Below are 15,154 nucleotides of genomic sequence, written 5' to 3'. Positions count from 1 at the left end.
TCATGTATGAATTTGACTGGAGCTCAATTGGGCCAAGCATGCCGTACCTGATCCAGGGAATGGTCGTTACACTGAAAATTACGCTGACGGCGGTGGTATTCGGGATTGTGTGGGGCACGATTCTGGCAGTCATGCGCCTGTCGCCGATCAAGCCCATCAGTTGGTTCGCCAAACTGTATGTGAACCTATTCCGCTCCGTTCCACTTGTTATGGTGCTGCTGTGGTTCTATCTGGTGGTTCCTAGCTTATTACAAAATGTGCTTGGGCTGTCGCCGAAAACCGATATTCGACTGATTTCAGCTATGGTAGCCTTCTCGCTGTTCGAGGCAGCCTATTATTCTGAAATCATTCGTGCGGGTATCCTCAGCATATCGCGCGGCCAATCCTCCGCGGCGCTTGCATTAGGCATGACACACTGGCAATCCATGAAGTTGGTTATTCTGCCACAGGCATTCCGCGCCATGGTGCCATTGCTGCTGACACAAGGGATTGTCCTGTTTCAGGATACGTCGTTGGTTTACGTGCTCAGCCTCGCAGATTTCTTCCGTACCGCCTCAACGATCGGTGAGCGTGACGGAACACAAGTTGAAATGATCCTGTTTGCCGGGTTCATTTATTTTATCTTCAGCATTTCAGCCTCAATGCTGGTCAGTTACCTGAAAAAAAGGACGGTTTGATGATTTCCCTGAAAAATGTTTCTAAATGGTACGGCCAATTTCAGGTGCTAGCCGACTGCTCCACAGAAGTAAAAAAAGGTGAAGTCGTGGTCGTCTGTGGGCCTTCAGGCTCCGGCAAATCAACCCTGATCAAAACCGTAAATGGCCTGGAACCGATCCAACAAGGTGAAATTACCGTCAACGGGACTGCCGTTAACGATAAAAAAACCAATCTGGCTCAGCTACGTTCCAAAGTCGGGATGGTGTTCCAGCACTTTGAACTGTTCCCGCATCTGTCGATTATCGAGAACCTAACGCTCGCGCAGGTAAAAGTGCTGAAACGTAAGCGTGAAGATGCCAAAGCCAAAGCGCAGAAGCTGTTGGAACGCGTTGGGCTGGCAGCACACGCTAACAAATATCCGGGGCAACTTTCCGGTGGTCAGCAGCAGCGTGTCGCTATCGCCCGCGCACTGTGTATGGATCCTATCGCGATGCTATTTGATGAGCCGACATCCGCACTCGATCCAGAAATGATCAACGAAGTGCTGGACGTCATGGTCGAATTGGCACAAGAAGGCATGACCATGATGGTCGTCACCCATGAAATGGGCTTTGCCCGTAAAGTGGCACACCGCGTGATCTTTATGGATGAGGGGAAAATCGTTGAAGACACCCGCAAGGATGATTTCTTCAATAACCCACAGTCCGAACGTGCGAAAGACTTCCTGGCGAAAATCCTGCATTAATATCTGCAGGAATACTTTGTAGGACTAGAACGGTGGTAATGGGATAGAAGAGTAAAGCGTCCGCGCCAGGGATGGCGCGGCTCGAGCTTACAGGGACGTACTTGCAGCGTCTTTACGATCTACCCATTACCACCGCTCGCCCCCCCAACAGCCTTACGGCTGAAATGGCTGGCGGTGGAACAGGTCATGCGAGCATTTCGGGCAGAGTGGCAAAACCTCCGGCGTGTAGAACGCAATATGGTGGTGGCAGTTCTCACACACCAGATTACCTAGCCCCACCACTTCACCGCTGTGATACACCCCGTGATGGTTCACATCTTTAAAAATCTCACGCCACTCCAGCTGGGTTTTATCCGTAATATCCGCGAGTTCCTGCCACAGACTTTCCTTGATAACTCGCATAAAAACGCTGTCGGTAAACTCATCCTGACTTTCGTTATAGCTGCGGGCAAACTCTTCGAGATCGCGCTGAACAGCCTGAATGACCTGTTCTATTTCTTTCTGCGTCAGCTCCGAACCTTCCTGCAAGGTTTTGCGGGCGCTCAGCACCAGACTATCGAGATCGCGCTCACCGTTGTTCAGCCGGGCCGTCACTGAAGCCATTAACTCGCGGTAATAGCGGGCTAGTTTATTCATGCTTCCTCCTGAATAAGCGGATTGAAGGGCGATAAAGCACAACTATTCTCCGTCTGGCACACCAAGCCAAAACCGATACGTTGCCTATCTCTCTCTATTTTAGATTATTTTTTCGGTACGCCTGATAAATTGTCGCCAATTTGCGCAACGCCTCGCAGTCTGTCGCTCACAGAGCAGAAATATTCCTCAGTCGGGCGCTGGGTGTTGTTGCACGCGCCGCTTACGGCTATGCTATGCGGATCTTTTGTTATGAATCAGAACAGGCTACTCACACGTAGCGATTCTTCACTAAACAGGACCCCTGGCAGCCATGCAAGAGCAATACCGCCCAGAAGAGATAGAAGCGGACGTCCAGCTTCACTGGCAAGAGAAGCAGACATTTAAAGTCACCGAACAGCCCGGCAAGGAAAAATACTATTGCCTTTCCATGCTGCCTTACCCTTCTGGCCGACTACATATGGGCCACGTCCGTAACTACACCATCGGCGACGTGATCTCCCGTTATCAGCGCATGCTGGGTAAAAACGTTCTGCAACCGATCGGTTGGGATGCCTTTGGTCTGCCAGCAGAAGGGGCTGCGGTCAAAAACAACACCGCACCAGCGCCCTGGACTTACGCCAATATCGACTACATGAAAAACCAGCTTAAACTGCTGGGCTTTGGCTATGACTGGGATCGCGAAGTCGCGACCTGTAAACCAGACTACTACCGCTGGGAACAATGGTTCTTCACCAAGCTGTACGAGAAAGGTCTGGTTTATAAAAAAACCTCCGCCGTGAACTGGTGCCCGAACGACCAGACTGTACTGGCGAACGAGCAGGTTATCGATGGCTGCTGCTGGCGTTGCGATACCAAGGTTGAGCGCAAAGAGATTCCGCAGTGGTTTATCAAAATCACCGCTTATGCAGACCAATTGCTGAACGATCTGGATACGCTGGAAAGCTGGCCTGAGCAGGTCAAAACCATGCAGCGTAACTGGATCGGCCGTTCTGAAGGGGTGGAAATCACCTTTGACGTAGCGGACAGCAACGAGAAGTTGACCGTTTACACCACGCGCCCGGATACGTTCATGGGCGTGACCTACGTCGCTGTTGCCGCAGGCCACCCTCTTGCCGCACAGGCCGCTGCCACGAACCCGGCACTGACCGATTTCATTGCAGAATGCCGTAATACCAAAGTCGCCGAAGCCGATATGGCGACGATGGAGAAAAAAGGCATGGCGACTGGCCTGTATGCTATTCACCCGCTGAACGGCGAAAAAGTCGCTATCTGGGTCGCCAACTTCGTCCTGATGGAATACGGCACAGGTGCAGTGATGGCCGTTCCGGGCCACGACCAGCGCGACTGGGAATTTGCCACCAAATACGATCTGTCCATTAAGCCGGTTATTCTGAACGCTGACGACAGCGAACCCGATCTGTCCGCCGAAGCGATGACGGAAAAAGGCCGTCTGTTCAATTCTGGCGAGTTTGATGGTCTGGATTTCGACGCCGCTTTCAATGCTATTGCCGACAAACTGGTAGCAAAAGGCATTGGCGAGCGCAAAGTCAACTATCGCCTGCGCGACTGGGGTGTCTCCCGTCAGCGTTACTGGGGCGCGCCAATTCCGATGGTGACGCTGGAAGACGGTACCGTCATCCCGACGCCAGAAGATCAGTTGCCGGTGATCCTGCCGGAAGATGTTGTGATGGATGGTATCACCAGCCCACTGAAATCTAACCCGGAATGGGCGAAGACTACCGTTAACGGTCAACCTGCGCTGCGTGAAACCGATACGTTCGACACCTTTATGGAATCGTCCTGGTACTACGCGCGCTACACCTGCCCACAGTACGATCAGGGAATGCTGGATCCGGCCGCCGCCAACTACTGGCTGCCCGTTGACCAATATGTTGGCGGTATCGAACACGCTATCATGCACCTGATGTATTTCCGCTTCTTCCACAAACTGATGCGCGACGCGGGTCTGGTAACGTCTGACGAACCAGCCAAGCGCCTGCTGTGTCAGGGCATGGTGCTGGCCGATGCCTTCTATTACTTGGGCAATAACGGCGAGCGCGTCTGGGTTTCACCTACCGACGTCACCGTTGAACGTGATGAAAAAGGCCGCATCGTTAAAGCTGTGGATAATGAAGGCCGTGACGTGATCTACGCGGGCATGAGCAAAATGTCGAAGTCTAAAAACAACGGCATCGACCCACAGGTCATGGTAGAGAAATACGGTGCAGATACCGTGCGTCTGTTCATGATGTTTGCGTCTCCGGCGGAAATGACGCTGGAATGGCAGGAATCCGGTGTAGAAGGTGCGAACCGCTTCCTGAAACGCGTCTGGAGACAAGCCTTTGAGCACACCGAGAAAGGTGCGGTAACGGCGCTGGATGTCGCGACGCTGAACGAAGATCAGAAATCACTGCGCCGCGATCTGCACAAAACGATCGCGAAAGTGACCGATGATATCGGCCGTCGTCAAACCTTCAACACCGCCATCGCCGCCATCATGGAGCTGATGAACAAACTGGCGAAAGCGCCGCAGGACAGCGATCAGGATCGCGCACTGACGCAGGAAACGCTGCTGGCCGTTGTTCGTATGCTCTATCCGTTCACACCGCACGTCTGCTTCACTCTGTGGCAAGCGCTGCAAGGCGAAGGCGACATCGATACCGCGCCGTGGCCGGTTGCAGATGAGAGTGCAATGGTTGAAGATTCCAAGCTGGTCGTCGTGCAGGTTAACGGTAAAGTTCGTGGTAAAATTACCGTTGCCGCTGACGCGAGCGAAGAACAGGTTCGCGAACGCGCTGCTCAGGAACCGCTGGTCGCGAAATATCTGGACGGCGTCACGGTTCGTAAAGTGATTTATGTCCCTGGCAAACTGCTTAACCTGGTTGTGGGTTAAGGCAAGGAGGAACTGTGCGACATCGTCTATTCACGTTGTTGCTGGGGCTGGCGGTGTTAATCACCGCTGGCTGCGGTTTTCATCTGCGTGGCACAACACAAGTGCCTGCGCAGCTACAAACGCTGGTGCTTGACAGCAGTGACCCTTATGGCCCGCTCACGCGTGCAGTACGCGAGCAGCTCCGCCTCAGCGATGTGAAAATCGTTGACGATGCGACGCGCCAGGATATCCCGTCTCTGCGGGTACTGGGCTCAAGCGAAACGCGCGATACCGTTTCTATTTTTCAGGACGGTAAAACGGCGGAGTACCAGATGGTGCTGACATTGCAGGCACAGGTGCTGATACCGGGTGAAGACATTTATCCGCTCAGCGTGACGGTGTTCCGCACGTTCTTTGATAACCCGCTGGCTGCACTGGCGAAAGATGCCGAACAGGACATCGTTCGTCAGGAAATGCGCGAGCAGGCTGCCCAGCAGTTGGTGCGTAAATTGCTGACCATCAACGGTAGCCAGGAAGTCAAAAATCGGTTGCAGTCCACCGATTCCACTACTGCCGCCACGCGTTCATGATTCGGCTGTACCCCGAGCAACTCACCGCGCAACTCCATGAGGGGCTGCGCGGTTGTTATTTGGTCTTTGGTGCAGACCCACTCCTGCTACAGGAAAGCCTAGACAGCATTAAACGGGTCGCTCAACAGCACGAATTCAGCGAGCATTTCAGCTTCATCCTGGACCCGCATACCGATTGGGATGCGATTTTCAGCACCTGTCAAGCGCTCAGCCTGTTTGCCTCACGCCAATCGCTCCTACTGGTTCTGCCGGAAAACGGCCCAAATGCCGCGATAAGCGAAAACCTGGTCAAGCTTTCCGGACTCTTGCACCCCGATATTTTGCTGATTCTGCGCGGTCATAAGCTGACCAAAGCGCAGGAAAACAGCGCCTGGTTCAAAGCGCTTGCGCAAGACAGCGTCTATATCAACTGTCTCACGCCGGAACAGGCACAGCTTCCCCGCTGGGTGGCTCAGCGAGCCAAAGCCATGAAATTGACGCTGGATGAACAGGCTACGCAGCTCATTTGCTATTGCTATGAAGGTAACCTTCTCGCGCTGTCTCAGGCGTTAGAACGGTTGGCGCTGCTTTATCCCGATGGCAAACTGACCCTGCCGCGCGTGGAAAGCGCCGTTAATGATGCCGCCCACTTCACGCCATTCCATTGGCTTGATGCGCTACTGGCGGGCAAAGGCAAACGCGCCTGGCACATTTTGCAGCAGCTAAAACAGGAAGATTGCGAACCGGTCATTTTGCTGCGCACGCTACAGCGTGAGCTGCTACAGCTGTTAACGCTGAAACGGCGTATGTCAGGCACACCGCTGCGTACCTTATTCGATCAGCAAAAGGTGTGGCAAAATCGGCGTGACCTGCTCACGCAGGCATTACAGCGGCTTTCTCTTCAACAACTACAGCAGGCTGTGCGATTACTGGCGCAGGTGGAAATAACACTAAAGCAAGACTACGGTCAGCCCGTTTGGTCTGAACTCGAATCCCTTGCCATGTTGCTATGCGGCAAAGCATTACCGGAGGCATTCATTTGAATAAGTCCCCCGCTACGCCATCGCTGACCGCATTTTTTGGCGGTACGTTCGACCCCATTCATTACGGTCATCTTCAGCCAGTGACAGCACTGGCACATCTCGTGGGGCTAACTCAGGTTGTTCTGATGCCCAATAATGTTCCGCCGCATCGGCAGCAGCCCGAAGCCATTTCACGACAGCGTTTTCATATGGCTGAACTGGCCGTTGAGGGCAATCCGCTCTTCACCGTGGATGACCGTGAACTGCAACGGCAAACCCCCTCCTATACCATTGATACACTGGAGGCACTGCGGACTGAAAAAGGCCGCAATGCGCCGCTGGGCTTTATCATCGGGCAGGATTCGCTGCTGACACTACACCATTGGCACCGCTGGCAGGATCTACTCGACGTCTGCCATTTGCTGGTGTGCGCACGCCCCGGCTATCGCTCGACGCTGGAAACGCCCGAGTTACAACAGTGGCTGGACGATCATCTGACCCACACGCCAGACGATCTTCATCGCCAACCGCATGGGCGGATCTTTTTGGCAGACACGCCGCTGGTTACCATTTCCGCCACGGACATTCGCCAACGTCGGCAGCAAGGTCTCGACTGCCACGATTTATTACCGCCCGCCGTGCTCCGTTATATCGACGAAAACGGTCTATACCAATAACATCGCTTTTCCTGTCCATCAGACATGGGCTTTATACCACTCGGTAAAAGTGCGTGATATACTCCGCGGCTGGTTTCAATCACCGGGAAAAGCGGAAATTCTCGGCAATTACTCGGTGATTCACGTTTTTCCTAAACAATTCAGCGCCACACGCATCTGTCAGTTACAGACAGAACGCCATTGAGGGGGAACCTTTGCAAGGCCAAGCACTCCAAGATTTCGTTATTGATAAGGTCGATGACTTAAAAGCCCAGGATATCGTTGCACTTAACGTGCAGGGTAAATCCAGCATTACCGATTACATGGTTATCTGTACGGGAACCTCTACGCGTCACGTCGCGTCTATTGCCGATCACGTCGTGCAATCTTCACGCGCCGCAGGTCTGATCCCACTCGGTGTCGAAGGCGAAAGCGCCGCTGACTGGGTTGTTGTCGATTTGGGTGACGTCATGGTTCACGTCATGCAAGAAGAAAGTCGCCAGCTGTACGAATTGGAAAAACTGTGGGGCTAGCATGAAACTGCAACTGGTCGCCGTTGGCACCAAAATGCCTGACTGGGTGCAGACTGGTTTCACCGATTATCTGCGCCGTTTTCCCAAGGACATGCCTTTCGAACTACTCGAAATTCCGGCAGGGAAACGAGGCAAAAATGCGGATATCAAACGCATTCTGGAGCGTGAAGGCGAACAGATGCTGGCTGCGGTCGGCAAAGGCAACCGCATTGTGACGCTGGATATTCCAGGGACTCGCTGGGAGACACCGCAATTGGCGCAGCAACTGGAGCGCTGGAAGCAGGACGGGCGCGACGTCAGCCTGCTGATTGGCGGGCCCGAAGGCCTTGCGCCAGAATGCAAAGCGGCGGCGGAGCAAAGCTGGTCACTCTCGCCATTAACGCTGCCGCACCCGCTCGTCCGTGTACTGGTCGCGGAGAGCCTGTATCGTGCATGGAGCATTACGACTAATCACCCTTACCACCGGGAGTAAGGCGGTACGATGAAACCTGTGAAATAACGCTGGATGAAAGTAGAACGTAAACCCTTTCGAGATTATACGGCTGAGTCCGCCCTGTTCGTGCGCCGTGCTTTGGTTGCCTTTCTGGGCATTTTGCTGCTTTCCGGTGTATTAGTCGCTAACCTTTATCATCTGCAAATTGTGCGTGTTGATGACTATCGCACGCGCTCTAATGAAAACCGTATTAAGCTGGTTCCTATCGCGCCCAGTCGCGGCATCATCTATGACCGCAACGGCACCCCACTGGCACTAAACCGCACTATCTACCAGTTAGAACTCGTACCCGACAAAGTCGACAATCTTAAAGATACGCTGGAAGCACTGCGTCCCGTCGTCGATCTCACCGATGACGATCTGGAGGGTTTTGAAAAAGAGCGCAAGCGCTCGCGCCGCTTTACCTCGATTCCGGTAAAAACCGGGCTCACCGAGATTCAGGTTGCCCGCTTTGCCGTCAACCAATATCGCTTTCCCGGTGTTGAAATTAAAGGTTATCAGCGCCGCTATTACCCTTATGGCTCTGCGCTGACACACATCACCGGCTATGTTTCCAAAATCAACGATAAAGACGTAGAGCGGCTGACCAAAGAAGAGAAAATCGCCGATTATGCCGCTACGCGCGACATCGGTAAGCTGGGCATCGAGCGCCATTACGAAGATTTACTGCACGGTAAGCCCGGCTATGAGGAAGTTGAAGTTAACAACCGTGGCCGTGTGATCCGTCAGCTCCATGAACAGCCGCCACAGGCCGGACGTGATATTTATCTAACGTTGGACCTGAGTCTGCAAATCTACATCGAAAAATTACTCGAAGGTAGTCGTGCTGCGGTCATCGTCACCGACCCGCGCGATGGCGGTATTCTGGCGATGGTTTCTACCCCCAGTTATGACCCCAACCTCTTTGTCGATGGCATTTCTACCAAAGATTACAACAAATTACGTAACGACCCCAATCGTCCGTTGATCAACCGTGCGACACAAGGTGTGTATCCCCCCGCTTCCACCGTGAAACCTTACATCGCAGTTTCCGCCCTGACGGCAGGAGTCATTACGACCAACACCAGCCTGTTCGATCCCGGCTGGTGGCAGTTACCCGGTTCAGAAAAGCGTTTTCGCGACTGGAAAAAATGGGGACACGGCCGCCTGAATCTCACCAAATCACTGGAAGAGTCTGCGGATACCTTCTTCTATCAGGTTGCTTATGACATGGGCATCGACCGTTTATCTGAATGGATGAACAAATTCGGGTACGGGCAACGAACCGGTATTGATATCTCGGAAGAAAGCAGAGGTAACATGCCAACCCGTGAGTGGAAGCTCAGACAATTCAAAAAACCCTGGTATCAGGGCGACACGATTCCTGTCGGAATCGGGCAAGGCTATTGGACGGCGACGCCGATCCAGATGAATAAGGCGCTGGTCACACTGATCAACGACGGCCAGGTCAAAACACCGCATTTGCTTTATAGTTCACGCGAAAATGGCGTTATTGTGCCTTACCGACAGGCCGAGAATCAGCAAATTGGCGACATTCACTCTGGCTACTGGGAAGTGGCAAAAGATGGTATGTATGGCGTGGCTAACCGTGCTAACGGCACCGCGCACAAAAGTTTCGAGGATGCCCCTTATAAAATTGCGGCAAAATCCGGTACGGCGCAGGTCTTCGGCCTAAAAGAAAACGAAACCTATAATGCGCACAAGATCGCAGAGCATCTGCGTGACCATAAGTTAATGGTTGCCTTTGCCCCGTACAAGAATCCTAAAGTCGCAGTATCGGTCATTTTGGAAAACGGCGGCGCAGGCCCGACCGTTGGCACCATCACTCGCCAGATCCTTGATCATATTCTGCTGGGTGATAACAATACTGATTTACCCAGTGCGCCCCCTGCGTCACCGGGTAGCGAGAGTGAGTAACAAACAGTCATGACCGATAGCCAACAAAAGGGATCGTTCTGGGCGAAAATCCACATCGACCTCCCGTTTCTTCTCTGCATCCTGGCACTGCTGGGCTATAGCCTATTTGTCTTATGGAGCGCCAGCGGGCAAGACGTCGGTATGATGGAGCGAAAAGTCGTTCAAATCGTACTGGGGTTTACGGTGATGATCGTGATGGCGCAAATCCCACCCCGCGTATATGAGGGCTGGGCTCCCTACCTCTACGTCTTTTGCGTTATTTTGCTGCTCATCGTGGATATTTTCGGGCAGATTAGTAAAGGTGCACAGCGCTGGCTGGATCTGGGCTTTATCCGTTTCCAGCCGTCGGAAATCGCCAAGATCGCCGTACCGCTCATGGTTGCGCGTTTTATCAACCGTGATATGTGTCCGCCGTCACTAAAAAATACGGCAATCGCGCTGGTATTGATTTTTGTCCCTACGCTGCTGGTTGCCGCACAGCCGGATTTAGGCACCTCAATTCTGGTCGCGCTATCAGGGCTGTTTGTGCTTTTCCTCGCTGGTATGAGCTGGCGTTTAATTGGTATCGCCGTTCTGCTACTCGCCGCGTTTATTCCTATACTCTGGTTTTTCCTGATGCATGATTATCAGCGCGCCAGAGTGATGATGCTGCTCGATCCAGAAAGCGATCCGCTTGGTGCCGGATACCATATTATTCAGTCGAAAATTGCGATAGGCTCTGGTGGCCTGTCTGGAAAAGGTTGGCTGCACGGCACACAGTCTCAGTTAGAGTTTTTGCCCGAACGCCACACCGACTTTATCTTTGCCGTGCTGTCAGAAGAACTCGGCTTAATCGGCGTTTTGATTCTGCTCGCGATGTATCTGTTCATGATCATGCGCGGTCTGGTCATTGCCGCTAATGCACAAACCTCGTTCGGCCGGGTGATGGTCGGCGGGCTGATGCTGATTCTGTTTTTCTATGTTTTCGTCAATATCGGGATGGTCAGCGGTATACTTCCCGTCGTTGGCGTGCCGCTACCGCTAATCAGCTATGGCGGATCGGCGCTGGTCGTCTTAATGGCGGGGTTCGGTATCGTCATGTCGATACATACTCACCGCAAACTGCTATCCAAAAATTTATAACACGAGGTGAGCAATGCGTAAGGATTGGCTTTGGATCGGCGTAGCAACTCTGGCGCTTGCTGCCTGTACCACGACGGAACAGCGGCAGCCTGCTCCGCCCGTGACTCAGGTCTATAGCGGCCCCGTTGAGGAAATCGGCGGTGCGGAACCCCGTTACGAACCCTACAATCAGGGGACGCTGCAAGACTACAGCATCAAAGGCAAGAGCTATAAAATTGTCAAAGATCCGCAAAACTTTAGCGAGACCGGCTTAGCCGCCTGGTACGGCGAAGAAGCCAGCGGTAACCGCACGTCAATCGGCGAGACGTTTGATCCGAATGCGATCACCGCCGCGCACCCGACGTTGCCGCTGCCGAGCTATGTCCGCGTCACCAACCTGAGCAACGGTCGTCGTCTGGTTGTGCGTGTGAACGATCGCGGACCGTATACACCGGGTAGAATTATCGATCTGTCGAAAGCCGCAGGCGATCGGCTGAATATCTCGAACAATACCAAAGTAAAAGTGGATTTCATCAACGTCGCACCAGACGGCACGCTCTCCGGCCCCGGAACCGTGGGCACCACCGTCGCGAAGCAAAGCTTCGCCCTGCCAGAACGCCCAAGCTTCGGAGCTAGCGGGCTGGGTACCCCCATGATGGAATCGACATCCCCCACGCCGAACAGCGCCGTTCGCCCAATCAGCAATAGCAGCCTGAGCGTGCCAGCAGAAAGCACACAGCCGCAAAGCAGCGCACCGTCGCACAGCGGTGGTTTTTTGGGAGCGCCTTCCGCGCTGCGCGCTGGCGTGGTTGAGTCCAGCGTGACGCCGGCGGCAACGCCGTCTTCATCCGCAGCGCCACTGAGCGTCGCGCCAGCGGCTGCCGTTGCCGCACCCGCCGCAACGACACCGTCTGCTACGGGGCGCTATGTGGTTCAGGTCGGGGCGCTGAGCGATCAGCAGCGTGCACAAACCTGGCAACGCAGCCTGAGCGAACGCTTCCGCGTAGCCGGTAAAGTCACAGCGAGCGGCGGGCTGTACCGTATCCAACTGGGGCCATTCCAGAATCGTCAGCAAGCCGCTGAACTTCAACAACGTTTGTCAGTCGAAGCTCAGCAGCAGTCGTTTATTACCGCCGCACCCAGCACACTTTAGTAGCGAATAACCGGCAGACTTGCGCAGCGAAAACGGCGGCTATGGCATTGAACATACCGCCCTTTTGCAAAATCACGTAACGTAATGTCTGATGCCGGCCTATTGCCCATCTGCTATAGTGTGGCTCGTTTTTTAACTCATACCCACGGATGTTGTTGTTCCAATCATGAATACTGTAAACACGTCTCGTTTTACTAAGCGTACTGCGCTTGGCGCACTGCTCGCCATTAGTGCCACTTCCTTTGCCTATGCCGAAGATATCAATCTCAAAACGATGATCCCCGGCGTTCCGCAAATCGATGCTGAATCCTACATCCTGATTGATTACAACTCTGGGAAAGTGTTGGCGGAAATGAATGCCGACACGCGCCGCGATCCGGCCAGCTTAACGAAAATGATGACCAGCTACGTCATTGGTCAAGCCATTAAATCAGGAAAAATCACCCCGAACGACATCGTTACCGTCGGTAAAGATGCCTGGGCAACTGGCAACCCGACCTTCCAGGGCTCTTCCCTGATGTTCCTGAAGCCGGGCGACCGTGTTCCCGTCTCCCAATTAAACCGCGGTATTATCCTGCAATCCGGTAATGATGCTTGTGTCGCGATGGCCGACTACGTCGCCGGCAGCCAGGACGCTTTCGTTAACCTTATGAACGGTTACGTGAAGGCGCTGGGACTGCAAAATACCAATTTTGAAACCGTACACGGTCTGGATGCGCCCGGCCAGTTCAGTTCGGCGCGTGATATGGCTTTGATCGGCCAGGCGCTGATCCGCGATGTGCCAGAAGAATACGCGACCTACAAAGAGAAAGAATTCACGTTCAATAACATTCGCCAGCCTAACCGTAACGGTTTGCTGTGGGATTCCAGTCTGAATGTTGACGGCATCAAAACGGGTCATACGTCATCAGCCGGCTTTAATCTGGTCGCCTCGGCAACAGAAGGTCAGATGCGCCTGATTTCAGCGGTACTGGGTGGTCGTAATGCCAAAGGACGCGAATCAGAAAGTAAAAAGCTGCTGACCTGGGGCTTCCGCTTCTTTGAAACCGTTGCGCCGCTGAAAGCAGGCAAAGAATTCGCTTCCGAACCCGTCTGGTTTGGCGACAGCGACCGCGTGGCGCTGGGCGTTGAGAAAGATGCCTACCTGACTATTCCACGCGGCCGTATGAAAGATCTGAAAGCCAGCTATGTTCTGGACAACACAGAACTGCACGCGCCGTTAGCGAAAAATCAGGTTGTGGGTTCCATCAACTTCCAACTGGATGGCAAAACGATCGACCAGCGCCCGCTGGTAGTCATGAACGAAGTGAAAGAAGGCGGGATCTTTGGCCGCATGATCGACTACATCAAATTGATGTTCCACCACTGGTTCGGCTAATCCCCCCTTGTCTGGGGCTAAAACGTCCCCATATAGATAGCATCCATCACTCCCGCACAACGCGGGAGTGTTATTTTTTAGTATAATGTACTTATGTCAGTGCTAATACCGTCGGGATGATGCCGACGTATTACCCTCTCTGGAGCGCAAATGAAAACCAAATTAAACGAACTGCTTGAATTCCCCTGTGTTTTTACCTACAAGGTCATGGGTGAGGCAAAACCAGAGCTGGTCGATCTGGTCGTTGAAGTGGTACAACGTCATGCGCCAGGCGACTACACGCCGCAGATCAAACCCAGCAGCAAAGGGAATTATCACTCCGTTTCCATCACCATCACTGCGACACACATTGAGCAGGTGGAAACGCTGTACGAAGAACTGGGCAACATCAACATCGTGCGCATGGTTCTGTAAGGCATAGGGTTCTGTAAGAATCACGCAGTAAAAAGAACGAGCGGGAAAACTAGCGAGCACGGCATAGTTTTGTGATGCCATAATTATCGTGCGTAGTTTTGTGCCACCCACGTTTTGCACTACATAATTTGCATAGTGCTGTTCGCTGAGGCCTCCCGCCGTTATAATCCTCCCACCTTTCCTTAACCTGAAGATGACACACTTGCTACAGGATAAGATCATCGTACGCCAATTTGACGTACAGCCATATGAACCCGTCTCTCTGGCGATGCATAATTTCACCGACCGACGCGATGAGAATACCCCAGACGAACTCTGGCTGGTTCAGCATCCCCGCGTATTCACACAAGGTCAGGCGGGAAAAGCCGAACATGTCCTCATGCCCGGTGACATCCCCGTCATTCAGAGCGACAGAGGCGGTCAGGTGACCTACCACGGCCCTGGCCAGCAGGTCATGTACGTGTTGATTGATCTGAAGCGCCGTAAGCTTGGCGTTCGTCAGCTCGTCACTGCCATTGAAAATACCGTGATTGGCACACTGGCGCACTTCCATATTGACGCCCATGCGCGCCCTGATGCGCCCGGCGTTTATGTGGGCGAACGTAAAATCTGCTCGCTGGGACTGCGTATTCGCAAAGGCTGCTCTTTCCACGGGTTAGCGCTCAATATCGCCATGGATCTCTCCCCTTTCCTGCGTATCAACCCATGTGGTTACGCTGGTATGGAAATGACGCAAATCAGCGATCTGGTAGCGGGCGTCACGCTGGATGACACATCCCCCGTGCTAGTGAACACCTTTTTACAGCAAGTTGGCTATTCCGCACCCGAGTTTATTCCGTGGAATCTGGACATACAGGGTGAGCCGCTTCCTGGTTAACAAGTTTCATCCTGTCGATGAAAATCAACCGGTTAGACTATCGCGTCTTGATAAATTACATTTTATTCACATAATTTATTCATTTTGATCGCGCAAAGGCTGATTGTGGTTAGGCAAGATGATATAATTTT

Annotated in this window: 15 protein-coding genes; 14 read left to right on the top strand and 1 reads right to left on the bottom strand. The window is 53.2% G+C overall.

The features are described 5' to 3' along the window. The first annotated feature begins 2 nt into the window (after positions 1–2). On the top strand, positions 3–677 hold the full coding sequence (gene gltK / locus NAL19_RS05895; protein WP_015839471.1) for a glutamate/aspartate ABC transporter permease GltK: 675 nt from the start codon (positions 3–5) through the stop codon (positions 675–677). Then, the gene (locus NAL19_RS05890; protein ID WP_225087321.1) at positions 677–1,402 is read left to right on the top strand and encodes an amino acid ABC transporter ATP-binding protein; all 726 of its coding nucleotides are present in this window, start codon (positions 677–679) and stop codon (positions 1,400–1,402) included. Before gltK ends, NAL19_RS05890 begins: the two co-directional genes overlap by 1 nt. 153 nt (positions 1,403–1,555) lie before the next feature. Here the strand turns inward: NAL19_RS05890 and NAL19_RS05885 are convergent, their stop codons facing one another. Then, complete coding sequence (locus NAL19_RS05885; RefSeq protein WP_263059088.1) at positions 1,556–2,038, bottom strand: zinc ribbon-containing protein; 483 nt, start codon at positions 2,036–2,038, stop codon at positions 1,556–1,558. A 310-nt stretch (positions 2,039–2,348) separates the two neighbouring features. Here NAL19_RS05885 and leuS point away from each other — a divergent pair, with 310 nt between their 5' ends. The 12 genes from leuS (at position 2,349) to lipB (ending at position 15,023) form a co-directional block, all read left to right on the top strand. Continuing rightward, positions 2,349–4,931 (top strand): leucine--tRNA ligase, encoded by a 2,583-nt coding sequence (gene leuS / locus NAL19_RS05880; protein ID WP_263059086.1) that lies wholly within the window; start codon positions 2,349–2,351, stop codon positions 4,929–4,931. A gap of 14 nt (positions 4,932–4,945) precedes the next feature. Beyond that, positions 4,946–5,500 carry an LPS assembly lipoprotein LptE gene (lptE, locus tag NAL19_RS05875; RefSeq protein ID WP_225087318.1) on the top strand — a complete coding sequence of 185 codons (555 nt, stop codon included), beginning with the start codon at positions 4,946–4,948 and terminating at the stop codon, positions 5,498–5,500. Then, positions 5,497–6,522 (top strand): DNA polymerase III subunit delta, encoded by a 1,026-nt coding sequence (gene holA, locus NAL19_RS05870; protein ID WP_225087317.1) that lies wholly within the window; start codon positions 5,497–5,499, stop codon positions 6,520–6,522. Before lptE ends, holA begins: the two co-directional genes overlap by 4 nt. After that, entirely contained in the window at positions 6,489–7,178 is a 690-nt protein-coding gene (nadD, locus tag NAL19_RS05865) for a nicotinate-nucleotide adenylyltransferase (RefSeq protein WP_263059084.1), read from the top strand. The genes holA and nadD overlap by 34 nt, the downstream gene beginning before the upstream one ends. 194 nt (positions 7,179–7,372) lie before the next feature. After that, the gene (gene rsfS / locus NAL19_RS05860; protein WP_010284049.1) at positions 7,373–7,690 is read left to right on the top strand and encodes a ribosome silencing factor; all 318 of its coding nucleotides are present in this window, start codon (positions 7,373–7,375) and stop codon (positions 7,688–7,690) included. Between the two features lies 1 nt (position 7,691). After that, positions 7,692–8,162, top strand: coding sequence for a 23S rRNA (pseudouridine(1915)-N(3))-methyltransferase RlmH (rlmH, locus tag NAL19_RS05855; protein WP_015730925.1), 471 nt, complete (start codon positions 7,692–7,694; stop codon positions 8,160–8,162). 33 nt (positions 8,163–8,195) lie between these two features. Beyond that, the gene (mrdA, locus tag NAL19_RS05850; protein WP_225087315.1) at positions 8,196–10,100 is read left to right on the top strand and encodes a peptidoglycan DD-transpeptidase MrdA; all 1,905 of its coding nucleotides are present in this window, start codon (positions 8,196–8,198) and stop codon (positions 10,098–10,100) included. A gap of 9 nt (positions 10,101–10,109) precedes the next feature. Continuing rightward, entirely contained in the window at positions 10,110–11,222 is a 1,113-nt protein-coding gene (mrdB, locus tag NAL19_RS05845; protein ID WP_015839464.1) for a peptidoglycan glycosyltransferase MrdB, read from the top strand. 13 nt (positions 11,223–11,235) lie between these two features. Next, positions 11,236–12,354 carry an endolytic peptidoglycan transglycosylase RlpA gene (gene rlpA / locus NAL19_RS05840; RefSeq protein ID WP_225087314.1) on the top strand — a complete coding sequence of 373 codons (1,119 nt, stop codon included), beginning with the start codon at positions 11,236–11,238 and terminating at the stop codon, positions 12,352–12,354. Between the two features lie 166 nt (positions 12,355–12,520). Continuing rightward, the gene (dacA, locus tag NAL19_RS05835) at positions 12,521–13,732 is read left to right on the top strand and encodes a D-alanyl-D-alanine carboxypeptidase DacA (RefSeq protein WP_225087313.1); all 1,212 of its coding nucleotides are present in this window, start codon (positions 12,521–12,523) and stop codon (positions 13,730–13,732) included. Between the two features lie 150 nt (positions 13,733–13,882). Then, positions 13,883–14,146, top strand: coding sequence for a DUF493 family protein YbeD (ybeD, locus tag NAL19_RS05830; RefSeq protein ID WP_194429800.1), 264 nt, complete (start codon positions 13,883–13,885; stop codon positions 14,144–14,146). A 193-nt stretch (positions 14,147–14,339) separates the two neighbouring features. Then, on the top strand, positions 14,340–15,023 hold the full coding sequence (gene lipB / locus NAL19_RS05825) for a lipoyl(octanoyl) transferase LipB (RefSeq protein ID WP_263059077.1): 684 nt from the start codon (positions 14,340–14,342) through the stop codon (positions 15,021–15,023). Positions 15,024–15,154: the final 131 nt, after the last annotated feature.

Origin of the sequence: Pectobacterium sp. F1-1 (assembly GCF_025643735.1) — a bacterium.
GTDB classification, from domain to species: domain Bacteria; phylum Pseudomonadota; class Gammaproteobacteria; order Enterobacterales; family Enterobacteriaceae; genus Pectobacterium; species Pectobacterium colocasium.
The sequence above is the reverse complement of the archived record's forward strand: the minus strand, read 5'-3'. Positions and strand labels throughout refer to the sequence as shown.